We start from the raw sequence: 16235 nt of genomic DNA, 5'->3' as shown, positions 1-16235 counted from the left end.
CACACGGCCACACCCGCGCCCACCCCGCAGCCACCGGCTCCACCACCGTCACATTCAACGCCACACCAGCAACACCCGACCCCGGCACACCACCAACCCCCACCACCGGCACCCGCAACGGGAAGCCCGGCAGCACGGGCCGTGGCACCGCCGGCGGCGTGTACCCGTCGGCGGCGATCGGGAGGATCTGCCCGCGCAGCCACTGCGAGAACTCGGCCCGCCCGGTGGCCGTGAGGTGGACTTCGTCGTCGAACCAGCGGTCGGCTGCTCGATGATCGCTGGCGGCCTCCCAGTCGAGGAGCACCAGCTCGCCCCAGCGGGAGCGTGCGTCGCGGAGCGCCTGGTTGGACGCGGCGTACTGCGAACGCCGCTCGGACATCATGACCCAGGCCACGACGCCCACGTCGCGGTCGCGCAGCACCTGCATGAGTGCGTCGATCCGGCCGGGCATCGCGCTCGCCGCGTCGTTGTAGCCGAGCTCGACGACGACCAGGCCCGTGCCGACCGGCACCGCGCCGGCCGCTTCGACACCGTCGACGATCGTGCCGCCCTGCGTACGCCGGCTCGCGAGCGAGTCGTAGCGCTCGGCCGCGAAGACGCCTTCGGTCAGCACGCGGAACGGCGAGCTCGGCAGGGCGGTGACGCTGACGCCGACCGAGTCACCGATGAACGCGAAGTCGATCGAGTCGGACAGCGACCGGTTGATCGGAACGAGCTCGAAGCCGGGAGCGGGCAGGTCGAACGCGTTCCGGAAGCTCCAGGCGCTGATCGCCGATCCGTTGCCGAGCTGCACCTCGTTGGCCCAGATCCCCTCGAACGGCGAGTCGGGGTCGGGAGCCGTGCGGACGCCGTTGGCGCTCGACAGCCCGTAGCGGGAGCGAACGTCGTCGGCATCGATGACGCGGGTCCAGCGGTGGTTCGGGTTGCCGGGTTGGTCGTCGAACGGGTCGTTGACCGACGGGAACGCGCCACCGGCGGTCCGCGGTCCGTTCGAGGCCGAGAACTCGGTCGAGACGACCGAGCCGCTCTTGATCCTGACCGTGCCGGAGGTGTCGGCGATCGCCGCATCGGTCAGCGGGTGTTCCACGCTGGCGTAGTTGGCCGTCGTGGCGGAGATCCGCACCGCGGACCCTCCGTAGACCTGGCACGAGCTGGTGTCGCAGGTCTCGGCGTAGCTGTAGCGGGACTGGGACATCCCGTACGAACGCGCTGCGACGGACTGTGCCCTGAGCGCGTTCATCCCGGTGCCACCGCCACCGTTACCCCAGCTGGGCGGCACCTCCTTCGGCACCACACCACGCAGGTAGCTCTCGACGTCGAGGACGTTGACGACGCGGTTCGTGCCGCTGACGTCGATCAGCTCGACGGTGCCGCGGTAGTGGTTGACCGAGCCCGAGTCCTCGCACACGCCGAGCACGTCGCCCGCCGCGCTCGACGCCTGATCGACCGTCGTCGTGAACACGATCGGTCCGGGCTGGTCGACCGCCAGCTGCACCCATGGCACGGTGCCGTTCTCGGCGTTGAGCAGATCCTGGGCCGCCTGCGCCTCCTGCACCCGCCACAGGCCGTCCGCTGCGAGCCCGTGCGAGGTCTGGAACGCCGTCACGCCCGACTCGGTCATCGGCCCGAAGATGCCGTCGGCGGGGCCGACGCCGAAACCGAGATGGTTGAGCACGCGCTGCATGTCGGCGACCGCCGCGCCGGTGTCACCGCGCTCGAGGTCGACGAAGGGGACCGGGAGATCGGCCCCGCCCGGGCACCCGTGGCCGCTCGTGACACCGAACACCGTGAAGCGGTTGGGCGCCGTCTCGGTGGTGTAGAGCGACGTGTAGTTCGTGGTGTCGGTGGTGGCCGCGCTCCGCCAACGCGCCGACCCGGGGCGCGAGATCACGCCGAGCGTCCCCGCGCCGTCCCAGTCGGTGAGGCGGACCCGGAGGTTCGGTTCGGCTCTGGTCCCGGCGGACGTGCCCCCGTAGTAGGTGTCGAGGATCTGCTGCCACGACTGACCGGCGAGCGCCCGGCCGTACGTACCCCACTGGCTGAGCCCGCGACCGTGCCCGTTGCCGACACCGTTGACCACGAACGCGACGACCTCGTCGTCACCCGCAGGAGCCGCCTCGACCCGGTCGGCCGACGCCACCCACACGAGCGGGGCCAGCAGCAAGCTGACGAGCGCGACAGCGGTCCTCACGTGCCAGCACCGTAGCCAATCGTCACGCGTTCGTAACGTCACGCTGGGTCTATCGGCACCCGCCCGCGGCGACTCAAGGATTCGTCAAGCCGCCGTCATGGCGACGCCGTCACGGTTCGGTCGGAATCGCGGCGACGGCGAGCTCGTCGACGAGATCGTTCATCGGATCGCCGGAATGCCCCTTCACCCACCGGAACGACACGTCGCCCGCCTGGACGAGCTCGATCAAGGGTTGCCAGAGGTCGGCGTTGGCCACCGGCTGCTTCTTCGAGTTCTTCCAGCCGTTGCGCTGCCAGTTGTACCACCACCGATCACGGAAGCAGTTGACGACGTACGTCGAGTCGGACACCACTTCGATCGCGCCGGCCTCGGAGCCGGCGCCCAACGAGCGCAACGCCTCGAGGACCGCCAGCAGCTCCATCCGCTGGTTGGTGGTCTCGAGGTCGCCCCCCGAGCCCGACGGCTCGCCATCGGGCGACACCGCCCACGCCCAGCCGCCCGGACCGGGATTCCCCGAGCACGCGCCATCGGTGTACACGACCGTCGGCGCACCGGGCGTCACGTCGGCTCGACTGCTCACGACGCCTCCGCGGGGAGCCCGAGCGCGATCCTGACCAGGCGCTCCCCGAGGAACTCCGACGTCACGTCGGTCGCAGCGGCCGGCGACAGGTGAACGCCGTCGGGCCGGACATCGTGGTCGTCGTCGAGGCCGGCGTCGGCGAACCAGCGATCGAACGGGACGACGGCGACGAGCCCGTCGGAGCCGGCGGCCAACGCCTCGTACGCGTCGTACACGACCTGATGGCGCGCCGGGTCCTCTTGCGCGTCGCCGCCCGGTTGCCAGAACGGATCCGGGAGCGGCTGCCGGACGAGGGCGACTCGCCCGGCACCGGCGGCGAGCAGGTCATCGACCAGGGTGCCGTAGTCGGCTGCGATCCGATCGGCGTACGGGGCATCGAGCGGGGTCAGGGTCGCGCCGTCCCACTCCTGGTCGACGACGTCCCATGCGGTCACCATCACCATCACGACGTCGGGCTCGAGACGCTCGACCTGCGGGATGACGAGCTTGTCGGTCCAGTCGACGCAGCCGGAGGGCACCTCGGTGGTGCCGCCGAGCGTGCGGGCGCCGCCCTGTACGAACCCGCAGCCCGCGGCACCGTGCACCTCGGCCTGCGCGAGATCGGGATGCTCGGCGGCCCAGGCCACCACACCGCTGCCGATCGCCCGCGCGGTCGAGTCACCGGTCACGACGATGCGCACCGGCCGCCCGAGCTCGGGCAGCGGCGGGATCGTGACGTCGACGACGGGCTGCGTCGTCTCGGGCACGACCACGGCCGCAGGCTCGTCGCGCTCCTCGGCCTCGTCCGGTTCCCCGGGTGGCGTGGCGACCCTGCGTGGTTGCGCCGACTCGCTCGACGCGGCGAGCTCGGATCCGCTGTCGGCGTCCGCAGTGCCGACCGTCGGCGCCTCGTCGAGCGACCGTGCCTGATCGTCGCGCTCGAGCGCCGCGACGTCGTCGACGAGCGCGGCGAGCGGCTCGTCGTCGACCACGATCGCCGCCGCCGCCTCGACCTCGTCGTCGACGAGCCAGTAGTCGCCGAGCGCGCCGGGCACCGCGACCACCGCGGCCAGCACGACCGCTGCGGTGGCTCCTGCCGACACGCCGAGGGTGGGCAGCGGCGAGAACCGGGGGTTCCGGCGGATCGGCTGCTCGACGAGCTGGTACGACACGTGCGCGATGGCCAGGGTGAGCAGCACGCGGACGCCGAGCAGTCCGACGCCGTCGATGCCGGTCCGCTCGGGCGTCGCGATCACGTAGATCGGCCAGTGGAACAGGTACACGCCGTACGAGATCCGGCCGAGCGCGACCAGCGGTTCGATCGACAGCGCGTCGCGGACCGGTCCGGGCGCCTGGAGGCCGAGCAGGAGCGCGCCCGAGGCGATCGCGACGAGCGGCAGCCAGCCTTCGTACGCAGGGCCGCTCGACGACGGGAAGAGCACGACGGCGATGCCGAGCACGAGCAGCGCAGCGGGCGCGAGCACGCTCCACCTCTCGGGCACCCGGCGGCCGACGAGGGCGACCGCGAGGAACGCGCCCACCAGGATCTCCCCGATGCGCGCCGGCGTCGCCCAGTACGCGGCGTCCGGCCCCCAGACCTGCGCGATGACCGGCGCAGCGAGCATGGTGGCCGCCGTGATCGCACCGACCGCACGAACGCGGGCCCGTGGCGTCCGCGCCCGGCCGAGCAGCACCAGCATGGTGGGCGGCCAGATCCAGTAGAACTGCTCCTCGATGGCGAGCGACCAGAAGTGCTCGAGCGGCGACGACTGCCCGTTGGTGCGGGCGAGCAGATCCTGATACGAGCCGCCACCCGCGAGGAACACCCAGTTGGCGACCTGCATCACGGATCCGATCACGTGATCACGCAATGCGGCGACACCACCGAACCAATCGGTGACGGCAGCGATCACGATCACGGCGCCGAGGCAGATCGCGCTCGCCGGCAGGAGCCGGCGCAATCGCCGGCCGTAGAACGCCGGCAGATCGATGCGGCCGGTCGCGTCGTGCTCGCCCACGAGCAGGCTCGTGATCAGGAAGCCCGACAGGGTGAAGAAGACCGAAACGCCGAGATAACCCCCGTCGAAGCCCGGCACGCCGCCGTGGAAGAAGAGCACGGCGACGACCGCCAGCGCCCGCACACCGTCGAGTGCCGGCTGGTACGCGATCGTGGTTCGTCCGGTCATTCGACGGGCAGTGTATGAGCAGGAGGTATCGTTGCTGCTGATGGCGGAGAACACCGTTACCGGGGTGCGTCCGCATCGGCCACGCCCACGCCGCGCCCCCCGGCCCGCGGTCGCGGCGATGATCGTCGCCGCGACGCTGGCGATGTCGGTGGGGTTCCTCGCTCCCGGCTCGCCGCCGGTCGACGGCGCCCTGGCGAACGAGGAGTTCCACCCGGGCCCCGGTCCGTTCGGTGCGATCACCGTGATCGGCGACTCGGTCATGCAGGGCTCGCTCATCTACGGCCCGACGATCGGCGAGCAGCTCGCGTGGAACGGTTGGGGGCCGGTTCGCGTGCGCGCCGGCGTCGGCTACGCCACCGGGGCGTTCCCAATCACGACCGAGGCCAGGGCGACCTACTGGATCGAGCGATGGCGGCAGGAAGGCTGGGACCCCGAGCACGTCGTGGTCAACCTCGGGGCGAACGACTCGGGAGTCTGCAACCGCGACCTCGCCTGCGCACGCGAGGCCATCACCCACGTCGTCGATGCGATCGGTCCCGGACGCACCGTCTGGTGGCCCCAGATCACGCGTTTCCCGCTGTTCGACCATCAGGCCGACACGTGGAACCTGGCGCTGCAGCAGATCGCCGACGAGCGAGCCGACTTCTTCACGTGGAACTGGCCGGCGGTGATGGCGAGTGGTCCCTTCCCGTCGCCGGACAACACGCACCTCGGGCCGGACGGATACCGACTCCGTTCCCAGTCGATGGCGCGCGAGGTCACCGCCGATCTCGCCGAAGGCATCCGCACCGGCGGCGACGTCGACCTCCCGACGCCGACCGGGGAGGCCAGTGAGCTCGTACCGGTCGGACCGGTTCGCGTGATCGACACGCGGGAGGATCCGCCCGGCCACCGACCGGCGAACTCGACGATGATCGTCGACGTGTCGGACCACGTCCCGGCAGGCACGACGGCCGTGGCGGCGTACGTGTCGGCGACCAACACCGGCGCGAACGGGTTCCTGACCGCGTACGACTGCGATGCAGGTCGACCTCTCGCCTCGTCGGCCAACTACCTCGGCGGGCAGACCCGAGGTGCCGTGGCCATCACACCGATCTCGGCCACCGGCACGTTCTGCCTCTACACGCTCGCCGACGCCGACCTGCTCGTCGACCTCCAGGCCGCGTTCGTCCCATCGGCGGCGGCGAACCCCGACGCCGTCCGGTTCACGCCGCTCGACACGCCGCAGCGCCTCGTCGACACCCGCGAGACCGGTCGGCGTCGGATCCTCGAGCTCGACGTCCCCGCCGGTGCCGACGTGGTGGCCGTCAGCCTCACCGCGGTGCTGAGCGACGAGCCGGGGTTCCTCACCGCGTATCCGTGCACCGCCGAGGTGCCGCTGATCGCCACGGTCAACCATCTCACCGGCGAGATCATCTCGGGCGCGGCCTTCGTCCCGGTCAGCGACAGCGGGACGATCTGCATCTACTCGTTGGCCGATGTCGACGTGACCGTCGACCTGACCGGCACGTTCGACGGCGGCGGCGACCTCGTGTTCGAACCCGTGCCGCCGACCCGCACGATCGACACCCGCGACGGGACGGGCGGCTGGAATCCGCTGCACGGCCAGTACCAGACGATCGACGCCAGGGTGGCACCTCCCGAGGCCGCCGCCGTGTCCGGCACGTTGACGCTGGTCACGCCGTATCGGGCGGGCTTCCTCTCGGCGTGGGGCTGCGGCGACCGCGAGGACACCGCGAACGTGACCGGGCTCGCCGGTGACGTGCTCGCCAACAGCGTCACCACGGGCATCAGCGGCGAGGGACGGATGTGCGTCCTCGCACGCGCCGCCGGATCGACCGTGTTCGACACGAGCGGGTGGTGGGTGCCGGCGTGACCCGTCGGCGCGGTCTCGCGGCGGGCCTCGTCGCCCTGACCGCCTTCGCCGCAGCCGCCACGGCGGGGCGGGCGGATGCAACTCCCGTCGGCGATGTCCCGCAGAGCGTGCCTCGCGGGAAGCGGGTCGTGATGTTCACCGACTCGGTCGGCCTCGGCGCCGAGTTCGCGCTCCCCCGTGCCTTCCCGGCCGACTGGCAGGTGCGCGTCGACGGCCGGCCTGCCGAGATGGTCGGCGAGCTCGAGCAGAACTTCGTCCTGCCGCGGCTCGCCTCCGACCCCGACTGGTTCGGCGACCACGTCGTCATCGCGGCCGCCTACAACGCCCCGTACTGGGACTGGCCGAGGCTCGATCGCGAGATCGACTCGATCGTCAACACGCTCACTGCGGCCGGCGTCGAGCACGTCTACTGGGTGACGTTGCGGGAGGTGAAGCCCCAGTACATCTCGGCCGGGGCATGGCGCCAGATCCAGCCGTACTACTGGTACTTCCCCACCGTCAACGATCATCTCGAGGCCGCCCTCGAGCGCCACCCCAACCTGTCGCTGGTCGACTTCGCCGCCGCAGCCGACCGGCCGGGCATCACCTACGACGCGATCCACCTCAACAACGACGGCGCCGCGCTCTACAGCGCGCTGATCCGCCAACGCGTCGACGCCGCGGCCACGACGGTCGCGGACGGCTCGACGACCAGGGTCCACGTCGACGGCGGGGAGGGCGCCGCTGCCGCGGCCGTCAACGTGACGACGACCGGGCCACGCACCGACGGCTTCCTCACGCTGCACCGCTGCGACCGCCCACCACCGCTCGTCTCGATGCACAACCACCGCCGTGACGAGACCGTCGCGCACGCCGGCGTCGTGGCGCTCGACGCGAACGGCGACTTCTGCGTCACGACGCGAGTCGCGACGAACCTCGTCGTCGACGTGACCGGGCTCTTCCCCGAGGGCGGTGGCTTCGCGGCCGTCGAACCGACTCGCTGGCTCGACACCCGCGAGCTACCCGGCCGGCTGCCGGTCACGCCGTTCGAGGTCGTCGAGCTCGACCTCGACGACGTCCGGGCGCGAGCGGGGGTCGGCGACGACGTCACGGCCGTCGCGATCGTGGCCACCGCGGTGGAGGCAGCCGCACCGGGCTGGCTGCGGGTCGTCACGTGCGGCCACACCGCCGCCGAGACCTCCAACGTGAACTACTTCGATGCGTCGGCGATCCCCAACCTCGTCGTGGTCGCACCCGACCGGGGAGGATCGATCTGCATCACCTCGTCGGCGACCACGCAGCTCGTCGTCGATCTGTTCGGCACCTTCGACGCGGACGCCGGCGTCGCCGGCGACGACGCGCAACGGGTGTTCGACAGCCGGGACACAGGGGCCCGCGTGGCGGCTGGCTCGGTCACCGTGATCGACGTGGTCGCCGCCGGCATCGACCCGGCGGCCTCGGGCGCGCTGATGAACCTCACGGCGGTCGACGCGCTCGCACCGGGATTCGCCACCGCGTATCCCTGCGCAGCCGGCCGACCCGGATCGTCGAACCTCAACATCTCGGGCGCCGCAGCGGTCGCCAACGCGGTGATGATCGCTCCCGACGAGGCCGGAGAGATCTGCGTCTACGCGCTCTCGCCGATGCACCTGATCGTCGACGTGATGGGCGAGGTCGGCCCGGCGTTCGAGGGCGTCGTGCCCGCACGCGCACTCGACACCCGAGAACGCTGACATTTCCAACGGCCCGGGAGGTACTCCCCGGTAACCGTGCGAGAATGCCGCCCATGATCTTCGACGGCTACGTGCACCAGCTGCCCGACACCGATCCGACCGAGACCCAGGAGTGGCTCGATTCGCTCGATGCGGTCGTCGACACGCACGGAAAGACGCGCGCCCGGTTCCTGCTGTCGAAGCTGCTCGACCGGGCGGCCGCCAGCCAGGTGAGCTTCCCCGCCACGGTCAGCACGCCGTACGTCAACACCATCCCGATGGAGCAAGAGCCCTGGTTCCCGGGCGACGAGCACATCGAGCGCAACATCCGCCGCTACGTGCGCTGGAACGCGGCGATGATGGTGGTCAAGGCCAACAAGCACGCCGACGGCATCGGCGGCCACCTGTCGACGTTCGCCAGCTCCGCCTCGCTCTACGAGATCGGCTTCAACCACTTCTTCCGCGGCAAGGACGACGCCCCCGGTGATCACGTCTACTTCCAGGGTCATGCGGCGCCCGGCGTGTACGCCAGGGCGTACCTCGAGGGTCGCCTGAACGACGAGGACCTCGATCACTTCCGGCAGGAGATCGACCGGCCGGGCCGGGGCCTGTCGAGCTACCCGCACCCGCGCCTGATGCCCGACTTCTGGGAGTTCCCGACGGTGTCGATGGGCCTGGGCCCGATCACGGCGCTCTACCACGCCCGGTTCAACCGGTACCTGCTCAACCGCGAGCTCGACGACACGACCGGCAGCCGGGTCTGGGCCTTCCTCGGCGACGGCGAGTGCGACGAGCCCGAGACGCTCGGTGCGATCTCGCTGGCATCGCGCGAGCACCTCGACAACCTGATCTTCGTCGTCAACTGCAACCTCCAGCGCCTCGACGGTCCGGTCCGCGGTAACGGCAAGGTCATCCAAGAGCTCGAGGCCGTGTTCCGCGGCGCCGGCTGGAACGTCATCAAGGTCGTCTGGGGGTCGAAGTGGGACGAGCTGCTCGCGCAGGACAAGGACGGCGCGCTGCTCAACAAGATGAACTCGACCGTCGATGGCGAGTTCCAGCGCTACGCGGTCGAGAGCGGCGAGTACATCCGCGAGAACTTCTTCGGCCCTGATCCGCGCCTGCGCCAGATGGTCTCGCACCTCGAGGACGACGAGCTGCGCAACCTGCCACGCGGCGGCCACGACTACCGCAAGCTGTACGCCGCCTACAAGGCCGCCACCGAGAACCTCGGCAGCGGCCGGCCGACCGTCATCCTGGCGAAGACCATCAAGGGGTGGACGCTCGGCGAGGGCTTCGAGGGCCGCAACGCCACGCACCAGATCAAGAAGATGACCACCCAGCAGCTGCTCGACCTGCGCGAGCGGCTGCACCTCCAGGCCGAGATCCCCGAGGAGTCGATCCACGCCGAGAACCCTCCGTACTTCCGGCCGTCGCACGACTCGATCGAGTACCAGTACATGATGGAGCGCCGCAAGGCGCTCGGCGGCCCGCTCCCCAAGCGCACGACGGCCGCACGTCGACCGCTCTCGCTCCCCGCCGACGAGACGTTCGCCGAGATGCGAGCCGGCTCGGGCGGCGCCGAGGTGTCGACCACGATGGGCTTCACCCGCCTGCTGCGCAGCCTGTGCCGCGACGAGCAGGTCGGCAAGCGGATCGTGCCGATCATCCCCGACGAGGGCCGCACGTTCGGCATGGACTCGCTGTTCCGCGAGCTGGAGATCTACGCCAGCCAGGGCCAGAAGTACGAGCCGGTCGACCACGACCTGCTGCTCTCGTACACCGAGGACTCCGACGGGCAGATCCTCGAGGAGGGCATCACCGAAGCGGGTTCGATGTCGAGCTTCATCGCCGCCGGCACCAGCTACGCGACCCGCGGCGTGCCGACGATCCCCTTCTACACGTTCTATTCGATGTTCGGGTTCCAGCGTGTCGGCGACCTGATCTGGCAGGCGGCCGACATCCGCGCCCGCGGCTTCCTGATGGGCGCCACCGCCGGTCGCACGACGCTGCTCGGCGAGGGCCTCCAGCACCAGGACGGGCACAGCCTCGTGCTGGCGTCGACGGTGCCCTGCGTCCAGGCCTACGACCCGGCGTTCGCGTACGAGGTCGGTGCCATCGTCAAGTCCGGCATCGACCGCATGTACGGCGCCGACTCCATCGAGAACGGCGGCGCGCTCGACCCCGATGTCATCTACTACATCACCCTCTACAACGAGAACTACGTGATGCCGGCGCTGTCGGACGAGCAGACCGCGGAGTTCGAGGCGGGTGCGGTGCGCGGGCTGTACCGCTGGGCGGCGGCGCCCGAGGGCCCGTCGAAGCGGTCGACGATCCTGTTCTCGGGCATCTCACACGGCGCCGCACGGGCCGCCGCCGCCGAACTGGCCGAGCACTACGACGTCGGTGCCGAGTTGTGGTCGGCCACGAACTACAAGAAGCTCCGCGAAGAGGCGTTGGCCGTCGAGCGCACCAACCGCCTGCATCCGTCGCGCGAGCCCGAGGTCCCGCTCGTGACACGGCTGCTGGCCGAGTCGGCCGGCCCGATCACGGCGGTCAGCGACTTCATGAAGATCGTGCCCGAGCAGATCGCCCGGTTCGCACCGGCCGGCCGGCCGTTCCACGTGCTCGGCACCGACGGCATGGGCCGCTCAGACACCCGCGAACAGCTCCGCCGCCACTTCGAGATCGACACCGGCCACGTCGTCGTCGCCGTGCTGACCGGCCTGATGGAGGCGGGCGAGATCGACCCGTCCGTCGTCGACGAAGCGATCAAGCGCTACGACATCGACCCCGACGCCGTCGACCCGTACCTCGTTTGATCGGGCCGCGCACAGCCCGCCCGATCTCGCTCAGCTGACGTCGTCGACGCGGGTGTCGTCGGCGGCTTCGACCAACGCGGCGAAGCCGTCGAGCTCGGCCGCGGTCGGCGTGTGACTCCAGACGTAGAGGCCGTCGAGCAGCTCGGCGAACTCGGTCTCCTGCCCCGGCTGCACGGCGACCGCGATCGGCATGTCGTCGGGGATCGTCCGCTTGTAGGCGGCGAGGATCTCGCGGTGCTTCGGCTGGGCGAGGTCGAGCTTGAAGACGACGCCGTGCGCCGAGTCGACGCTCTCGCACACCCCGTGCTCGATCAGCGGGCACTCGACGCGCTGGTCCGGCCCGTGGCAGACCATCACCTGGTGCCCCATGCCCTCGAGGAGGTCCCGCTCGAAGGCCTCGTGATCCCCCGGGGTGACGTCGAGGATCACCCCCAGCTCGGTGTCAGCCATACCCCGATCTTCCGCGACGGCGTCGGCGACGAACAGGGTCACAGGTCCCGGAGGCGTCGTCGTGTCGGGCGGCGCCGTCAGTCCGGCAGCTCCCACACCGACACGTGTGAACGGCTCTCGCTGGTGAACGGCGTGCGGTCCCAGCCGCCCCAGCGCTCGACCAGCGCCATGCCCGCCAACTGCGCCATCAGGTCGAGCTCGGCCGGCCACACGTAGCGGAACGGCGTCGACGACAGATGCCATCGGCCGTCGAGGCGCGTCCAGTGGTGCGACACGAGCCCCTGGTCCACGACGTCGTACTCGTCGACGCCGAGGTGGTCGGTCGTGCGGTCGAACACCCGCAGCGTCTCCCCCGGCGGCAGGCGCCGCAGATCGGGGATGCCGACCTCGATCACGAACCGGCCACCGGGTCGCAGGTGCGCAGCGGCGTTGCGGAAGCACTGAACCTGGTCGCGCTGGGTGGTGAGGTTCCCGATCGTGTTGAACACGAGGTAGACGAGCGAGAACGTTGCGTCGACCCGCGTGGTGGCCATGTCGCCGATCGCCACATCGATCGTCTCGCCGCCCGGCTTGGCGCGCAGGCGATCGACCATCGCCTGCGAGAGCTCGATGCCCCGCACCGGGACGCCGCGCTCGCTCAGCGGCAGCGCGATCCGACCGGTCCCGACGGCGAACTCGAGCGCCGGACCGTCGCCGGCGAGCTCGGCGAGCACGTCGACGGCGGGATCGATCGCGGCGGCATCCGCCATGTGCCCGAGCTCGCCGTCGGACCGTGCGGCGACGGGTTCGTCGAAGTGGTTCTCGCGCATCCGAGGAGTGTGACACGCCCGGCCGAGCGGGCCGCCGGGGTTTCTCGTACGGTTGGCACATGCCGCCCGACGACGAGCTCATCAACCGTGTGACGTGGAAGATCCCGAACGCGCTGGCGCTGATCGGGTCCCGATCGGGCGCCGAGCGGAACGCCATGACGGCGAGCTGGATCAGTCAGCTGTCGATGGAGCCGGTGCTGATCGGCGTCGGCGTCGACAACACGGCGGTCACGCACCGCCTCATCTCCGAGGGTGGATCGTTCTCGGTCAACCTCTGGAACGCCGACGACACGCGGGTGTTCGTCAAGTTCTCGAAGCCGGCCACCGACGACGGCGAGACCCTCAACGGTCGAACCGTCCGCGAGGCCCACACCGGCGCTCCGATCTTCGACGAGGCGATCGCCTGGGTGGACTGCGAGGTCCGCCACCACCTCGACCTCGGCACGCACACCCTGTTCGTCGGCGAGGTCGTCGCCGCATCGATCAACGACGACGACGCCCGGCCGGCGTCGATGAGCGACACCCGCATGAAGTACGGCGGCGTCAAGCGCGGCGGGCACGGGAGCTGAGGGATGCAGCTGTACATCAACGGCGACCCGGCAGCCGACGAGCTGCTCAACGACGACCCGACCGCGCTGATGCTCGGGATGCTGCTCGACCAGCAGGTGCCGATGGAGTGGGCGTTCCACGGTCCACACACGCTGCAGTTGCGGCTCGGGCACCTCGATGCCGCCAAGATCGCTGCGATGCCGGAGGACGACGTGGTCGCAGCGTGCTGCGCCAAGCCGGCCGTCCACCGGTTCCCGGCGTCGATGGGCAGGCGGATCCACGCGTTGTGCGCCGTGCTCGCCGACGAGTACGGCGGCCGCGCCGACGCGATCTGGGCCGACGGGCCCGACGGCGCCGAGCTCAAACGCCGCCTGAGAGCGCTGCCGGGGTTCGGGGACGAGAAGTCGAAGATCTTCATCGCCCTGCTCGCGAAGCGCTTCGGCATCCGACCCGTCGGCTGGGAGGCGGCGGCCGGCGTGTTCGCCGACGATCAGCCGCGGTCGGTCGCCGACATCCACGACGAGGCCTCGCTGGCCCTGGTGCGCGAGTGGAAGAAGGCACAGAAGGCCGCCAAGAAGGACAAGCAGGATCGAGCGCTCTGAGGGTTGCTGCCAGGGACGTTGTCGACATCCGCCACGCGGTGAGCCTCCGCGGCGAGTGTGGAGCTGTCTGAGTCGACAACCCCTCGGGGGACAACAACTGGGCGCCGACCGGTACGGTTCGTCGCCAGTGTCCGAGAACTACCGCACGGTCGTCGACCCGACCGCCACCAACAACCCGCACAGCTACGCCCTGCAGATGATCGGCGGCGGCCACCACGTCCTCGAGGTGGGCTGCTCGGTCGGCCACGTCACCGAACACCTGGTGGCGGCCGGCAACACCGTCGTCGGCGTCGAGATCGACCGGGCGGCCGCCCACGAGGCCGAGCGGTGGGCTGCGAGAGTGCACGTGCGCGACCTGGACACCGAGCCGCTCTCCGAGGTCGAACACGACCGCTTCGACGTGATCCTGCTCGGCGACGTGCTCGAGCACTTCCGTGCACCCGAGCAGGTCCTCGCCGACCTGCTCACGCTGCTGACGCCCGACGGCCGCATCGTGCTGTCGGTCCCGCACGTGGGGTTCGTCGACGTGCGGCTGATGCTGCTCGCCGGCCGGTGGAGCTACCAGGACGACGGCCTGCTCGACCGCACCCACCTGCGCTGGTTCACGGCGGCATCGATCGCCGAGCTGCTCGCGGGCGCCGGCCTCGAGGCGACCCGCGTCGAACGCGTCCGGCTCGGCCTGGGCGACAGCGGGCTGCCGATCCCCGACCCGCCGCCGGCCGAGATCGTCCGGTTCATCGAGGCCGACCCCGAGTCGACGACGTTCCAGTTCGTCGTGGAAGCCCGGCACCGCGCCGAGGCACACTCCGGCGCCGCGCTGACGACGACCGAACCCGACTGGCCCGACCTCGACGGCGAACGGGCGCGCCTCGAAGCCGCAACCGCGGCATCGAGCACCCGCATGGCCGATCTGGAGCGTCACAACGCCGCACTCCAGGCCGAGGTCGACGCCTGGCACAACGCCAAGATCGTGCGGCTGAGCGCCCCGCTCCGGTCCCTGTGGGGAAGACTCAGGCGCTAGCGCGCCCGCTTCGGCGGCGCTCGAGCACGAGGCGCGGCGCAGCGGCCAGTCCGCCTGCCAGCGCGCGGGCATGCAGCCTGCGGGGCCGGTGCCGGAGGCGCCGCAGCGACAACCACAACGCCCGCCGGATCGTCCCAGGGTCGCCGAAGCGGACGCTCACCCACAGCCGGTTGCGTTCCTGCAGGTACCGCGTGCGGCCGGCGTCGGACGTCGTCGTGGCGCTGCCGGCGTGGTCGACCCGCGCCGCCGGGACGAGCCGGTAGCGCCACCCGAGGGCAGCCCCGCGCAGGGCGAGGTCGACGTCCTCGTAGTAGAGGAAGTAGCGCTCGTCGAACCCGCCCGTGGCGTCGACGAAGGCGGGTGTCACGGCGACGGCACCGCCGGTGAAGAGCTCGAGATCGCAAGGCGGCGCGGCATCGTAGGCGAGCCCCCGGCCGACGTCGTTGCCGGCCCCGTCGGGGCCGAGCACGACGCCGAGGCTGTTCACCAGCGGTGGGTCGGTGCCGAGCTCGACGAGCGCCGGCTGGGCCGCACCGACGTACGGCGCGGCGAGCTCGTCGAGCAGCGGTTCGATCCAGCCGGGCCGGACGACGACGTCGTCGTTCAGCAGTGCGACGGTCGTTGCGCCGAGGGAGCGGGCGTGTGCGATCCCCTCGTTGGCGGCAGCACCGTACCCCCGGTTCGCGGTGCGGATCACGACGACGTCGGCGTCGACGGGCTCGCCGTCGCCGTTGTCGACCACCACCGTCAGGTCGATCCCCCCAGCCCGCTCCAGCGCCCCGAGGCACCGCTCGAGCATGCCGGCGGGCGCCGAGTGGGTGACGACGACGGCTGCGATCACGGGCGGAACGGTACAGTGCAGCCCCGTGACCGCGACGACCCTCGTGACCGGTGGTGCCGGGTACATCGGCTCCCACACCGTTCGTGCGCTGCGAGCAGCCGACCGACCCGTCGTGGTGCTCGACTCGCTGGAGTTGAGCACCGCCGACGCCGTCGTCGATGCGCCGCTCGTCGTCGGCGACATCTCCGACGAGTCGCTCGTCGAGCGGATCTGCCGTGACCACGACGTCGGGTCGATCGTCCACTTCGCGGCCTACAAGAACGTCGGCGAGTCGATGAAGGAGCCGTCGAAGTACTTCCACAACAACGTCGACGGCACCGTGCACCTGCTCGATGCTGCCGTCCGCAGCGGCGTCCGCGAGTTCGTGTTCTCCTCGTCGTGCTCGGTGTACGGCACCCCCGAGCGGGTTCCCGTCGACGAGTCGCAATCGGTCACCCCCGAGTCGGTGTACGCCGAGACGAAGGCGATGGTCGAGCGGATCCTGCACTGGTACGGCGAGGTGCATCAGGTGCGCTCGGTGAGCCTGCGCTACTTCAACGCCGCGGGCGCGAGCTTCGACGCCCGCATCGGTGAGGACTGGGCGTTCGCGCTCAACCTGATACCGGTCGCCATCCGGGCGCTGCTCACCGGCGATCAACGCC

The 16235-nt window shown here is 70.7% G+C and carries 13 protein-coding genes; 7 read left to right on the top strand and 6 right to left on the bottom strand.

Annotation, left to right across the window (positions count from 1 at the left end; translation table 11 throughout):
• The 3 genes from QNJ12_RS21040 to QNJ12_RS21030 form a co-directional block, all read right to left on the bottom strand.
• The coding region (locus QNJ12_RS21040; RefSeq protein WP_300625700.1) for a SpoIID/LytB domain-containing protein at window positions 1-2191 on the bottom strand (2191 nt) is incomplete at its 3' end.
• Between the two features lie 109 nt (window positions 2192-2300).
• Entirely contained in the window at window positions 2301-2771 is a 471-nt protein-coding gene (locus QNJ12_RS21035; RefSeq protein WP_300625698.1) for a ribonuclease H, read from the bottom strand.
• A complete protein-coding gene (locus tag QNJ12_RS21030; protein WP_300625696.1) occupies window positions 2768-4936 on the bottom strand; it encodes an acyltransferase family protein in 2169 nt (722 codons plus the stop codon). Before QNJ12_RS21030 ends, QNJ12_RS21035 begins: the two co-directional genes overlap by 4 nt.
• Window positions 4937-5054: 118 nt before the next feature.
• On the opposite strand from QNJ12_RS21030, the gene QNJ12_RS21025 reads away from it, so the two are divergent.
• From QNJ12_RS21025 to aceE, 3 genes are read left to right on the top strand one after another with little or no spacing between them, the layout of a single operon-like run.
• Window positions 5055-6812, top strand: coding sequence for an SGNH/GDSL hydrolase family protein (locus QNJ12_RS21025; RefSeq protein ID WP_300625694.1), 1758 nt, complete (start codon window positions 5055-5057; stop codon window positions 6810-6812).
• Complete coding sequence (locus QNJ12_RS21020) at window positions 6809-8524, top strand: hypothetical protein (RefSeq protein WP_300625692.1); 1716 nt, start codon at window positions 6809-6811, stop codon at window positions 8522-8524. The genes QNJ12_RS21025 and QNJ12_RS21020 overlap by 4 nt, the downstream gene beginning before the upstream one ends.
• A gap of 53 nt (window positions 8525-8577) precedes the next feature.
• Window positions 8578-11322, top strand: a complete 2745-nt coding sequence (gene aceE / locus QNJ12_RS21015; RefSeq protein WP_300625702.1) for a pyruvate dehydrogenase (acetyl-transferring), homodimeric type — start codon at window positions 8578-8580, stop codon at window positions 11320-11322.
• Between the two features lie 30 nt (window positions 11323-11352).
• Here aceE and QNJ12_RS21010 read toward each other — a convergent pair whose 3' ends face one another.
• Both QNJ12_RS21010 and QNJ12_RS21005 read right to left on the bottom strand, forming a co-directional pair.
• Window positions 11353-11772 (bottom strand): hypothetical protein, encoded by a 420-nt coding sequence (locus tag QNJ12_RS21010; protein WP_300625690.1) that lies wholly within the window; start codon window positions 11770-11772, stop codon window positions 11353-11355.
• A gap of 77 nt (window positions 11773-11849) precedes the next feature.
• Complete coding sequence (locus QNJ12_RS21005; RefSeq protein WP_367281829.1) at window positions 11850-12521, bottom strand: class I SAM-dependent methyltransferase; 672 nt, start codon at window positions 12519-12521, stop codon at window positions 11850-11852.
• Between the two features lie 119 nt (window positions 12522-12640).
• Between QNJ12_RS21005 and QNJ12_RS21000 the strand changes: the two genes are divergently transcribed.
• The 3 genes from QNJ12_RS21000 to QNJ12_RS20990 all read left to right on the top strand — a co-directional run bounded on the left by QNJ12_RS21000 (window position 12641) and on the right by QNJ12_RS20990 (window position 14753).
• Window positions 12641-13150, top strand: a complete 510-nt coding sequence (locus QNJ12_RS21000; protein ID WP_300625686.1) for a flavin reductase family protein — start codon at window positions 12641-12643, stop codon at window positions 13148-13150.
• A gap of 3 nt (window positions 13151-13153) precedes the next feature.
• Entirely contained in the window at window positions 13154-13732 is a 579-nt protein-coding gene (locus QNJ12_RS20995; RefSeq protein WP_300625684.1) for an HhH-GPD-type base excision DNA repair protein, read from the top strand.
• Window positions 13733-13859: 127 nt separating this feature from the next.
• Window positions 13860-14753, top strand: coding sequence for a class I SAM-dependent methyltransferase (locus tag QNJ12_RS20990; protein ID WP_300625682.1), 894 nt, complete (start codon window positions 13860-13862; stop codon window positions 14751-14753).
• Here the strand turns inward: QNJ12_RS20990 and QNJ12_RS20985 are convergent.
• On the bottom strand, window positions 14743-15594 hold the full coding sequence (locus QNJ12_RS20985; protein ID WP_300625680.1) for a glycosyltransferase family 2 protein: 852 nt from the start codon (window positions 15592-15594) through the stop codon (window positions 14743-14745). The genes QNJ12_RS20990 and QNJ12_RS20985 overlap by 11 nt on opposite strands.
• Window positions 15595-15619: 25 nt before the next feature.
• On the opposite strand from QNJ12_RS20985, the gene QNJ12_RS20980 reads away from it, so the two are divergent.
• On the top strand, window positions 15620-16235 hold a 616-nt coding region (locus QNJ12_RS20980), incomplete at its 3' end, for an NAD-dependent epimerase/dehydratase family protein (protein WP_300625678.1).

The sequence above is a fragment of the Ilumatobacter sp. genome (genome assembly GCF_030065885.1).
Classification (GTDB): Bacteria; Actinomycetota; Acidimicrobiia; order Acidimicrobiales; family Ilumatobacteraceae; genus Ilumatobacter.
Note: the sequence above shows the minus strand (reverse complement) of the source record. Positions and strands in the feature narration are given on the sequence as shown.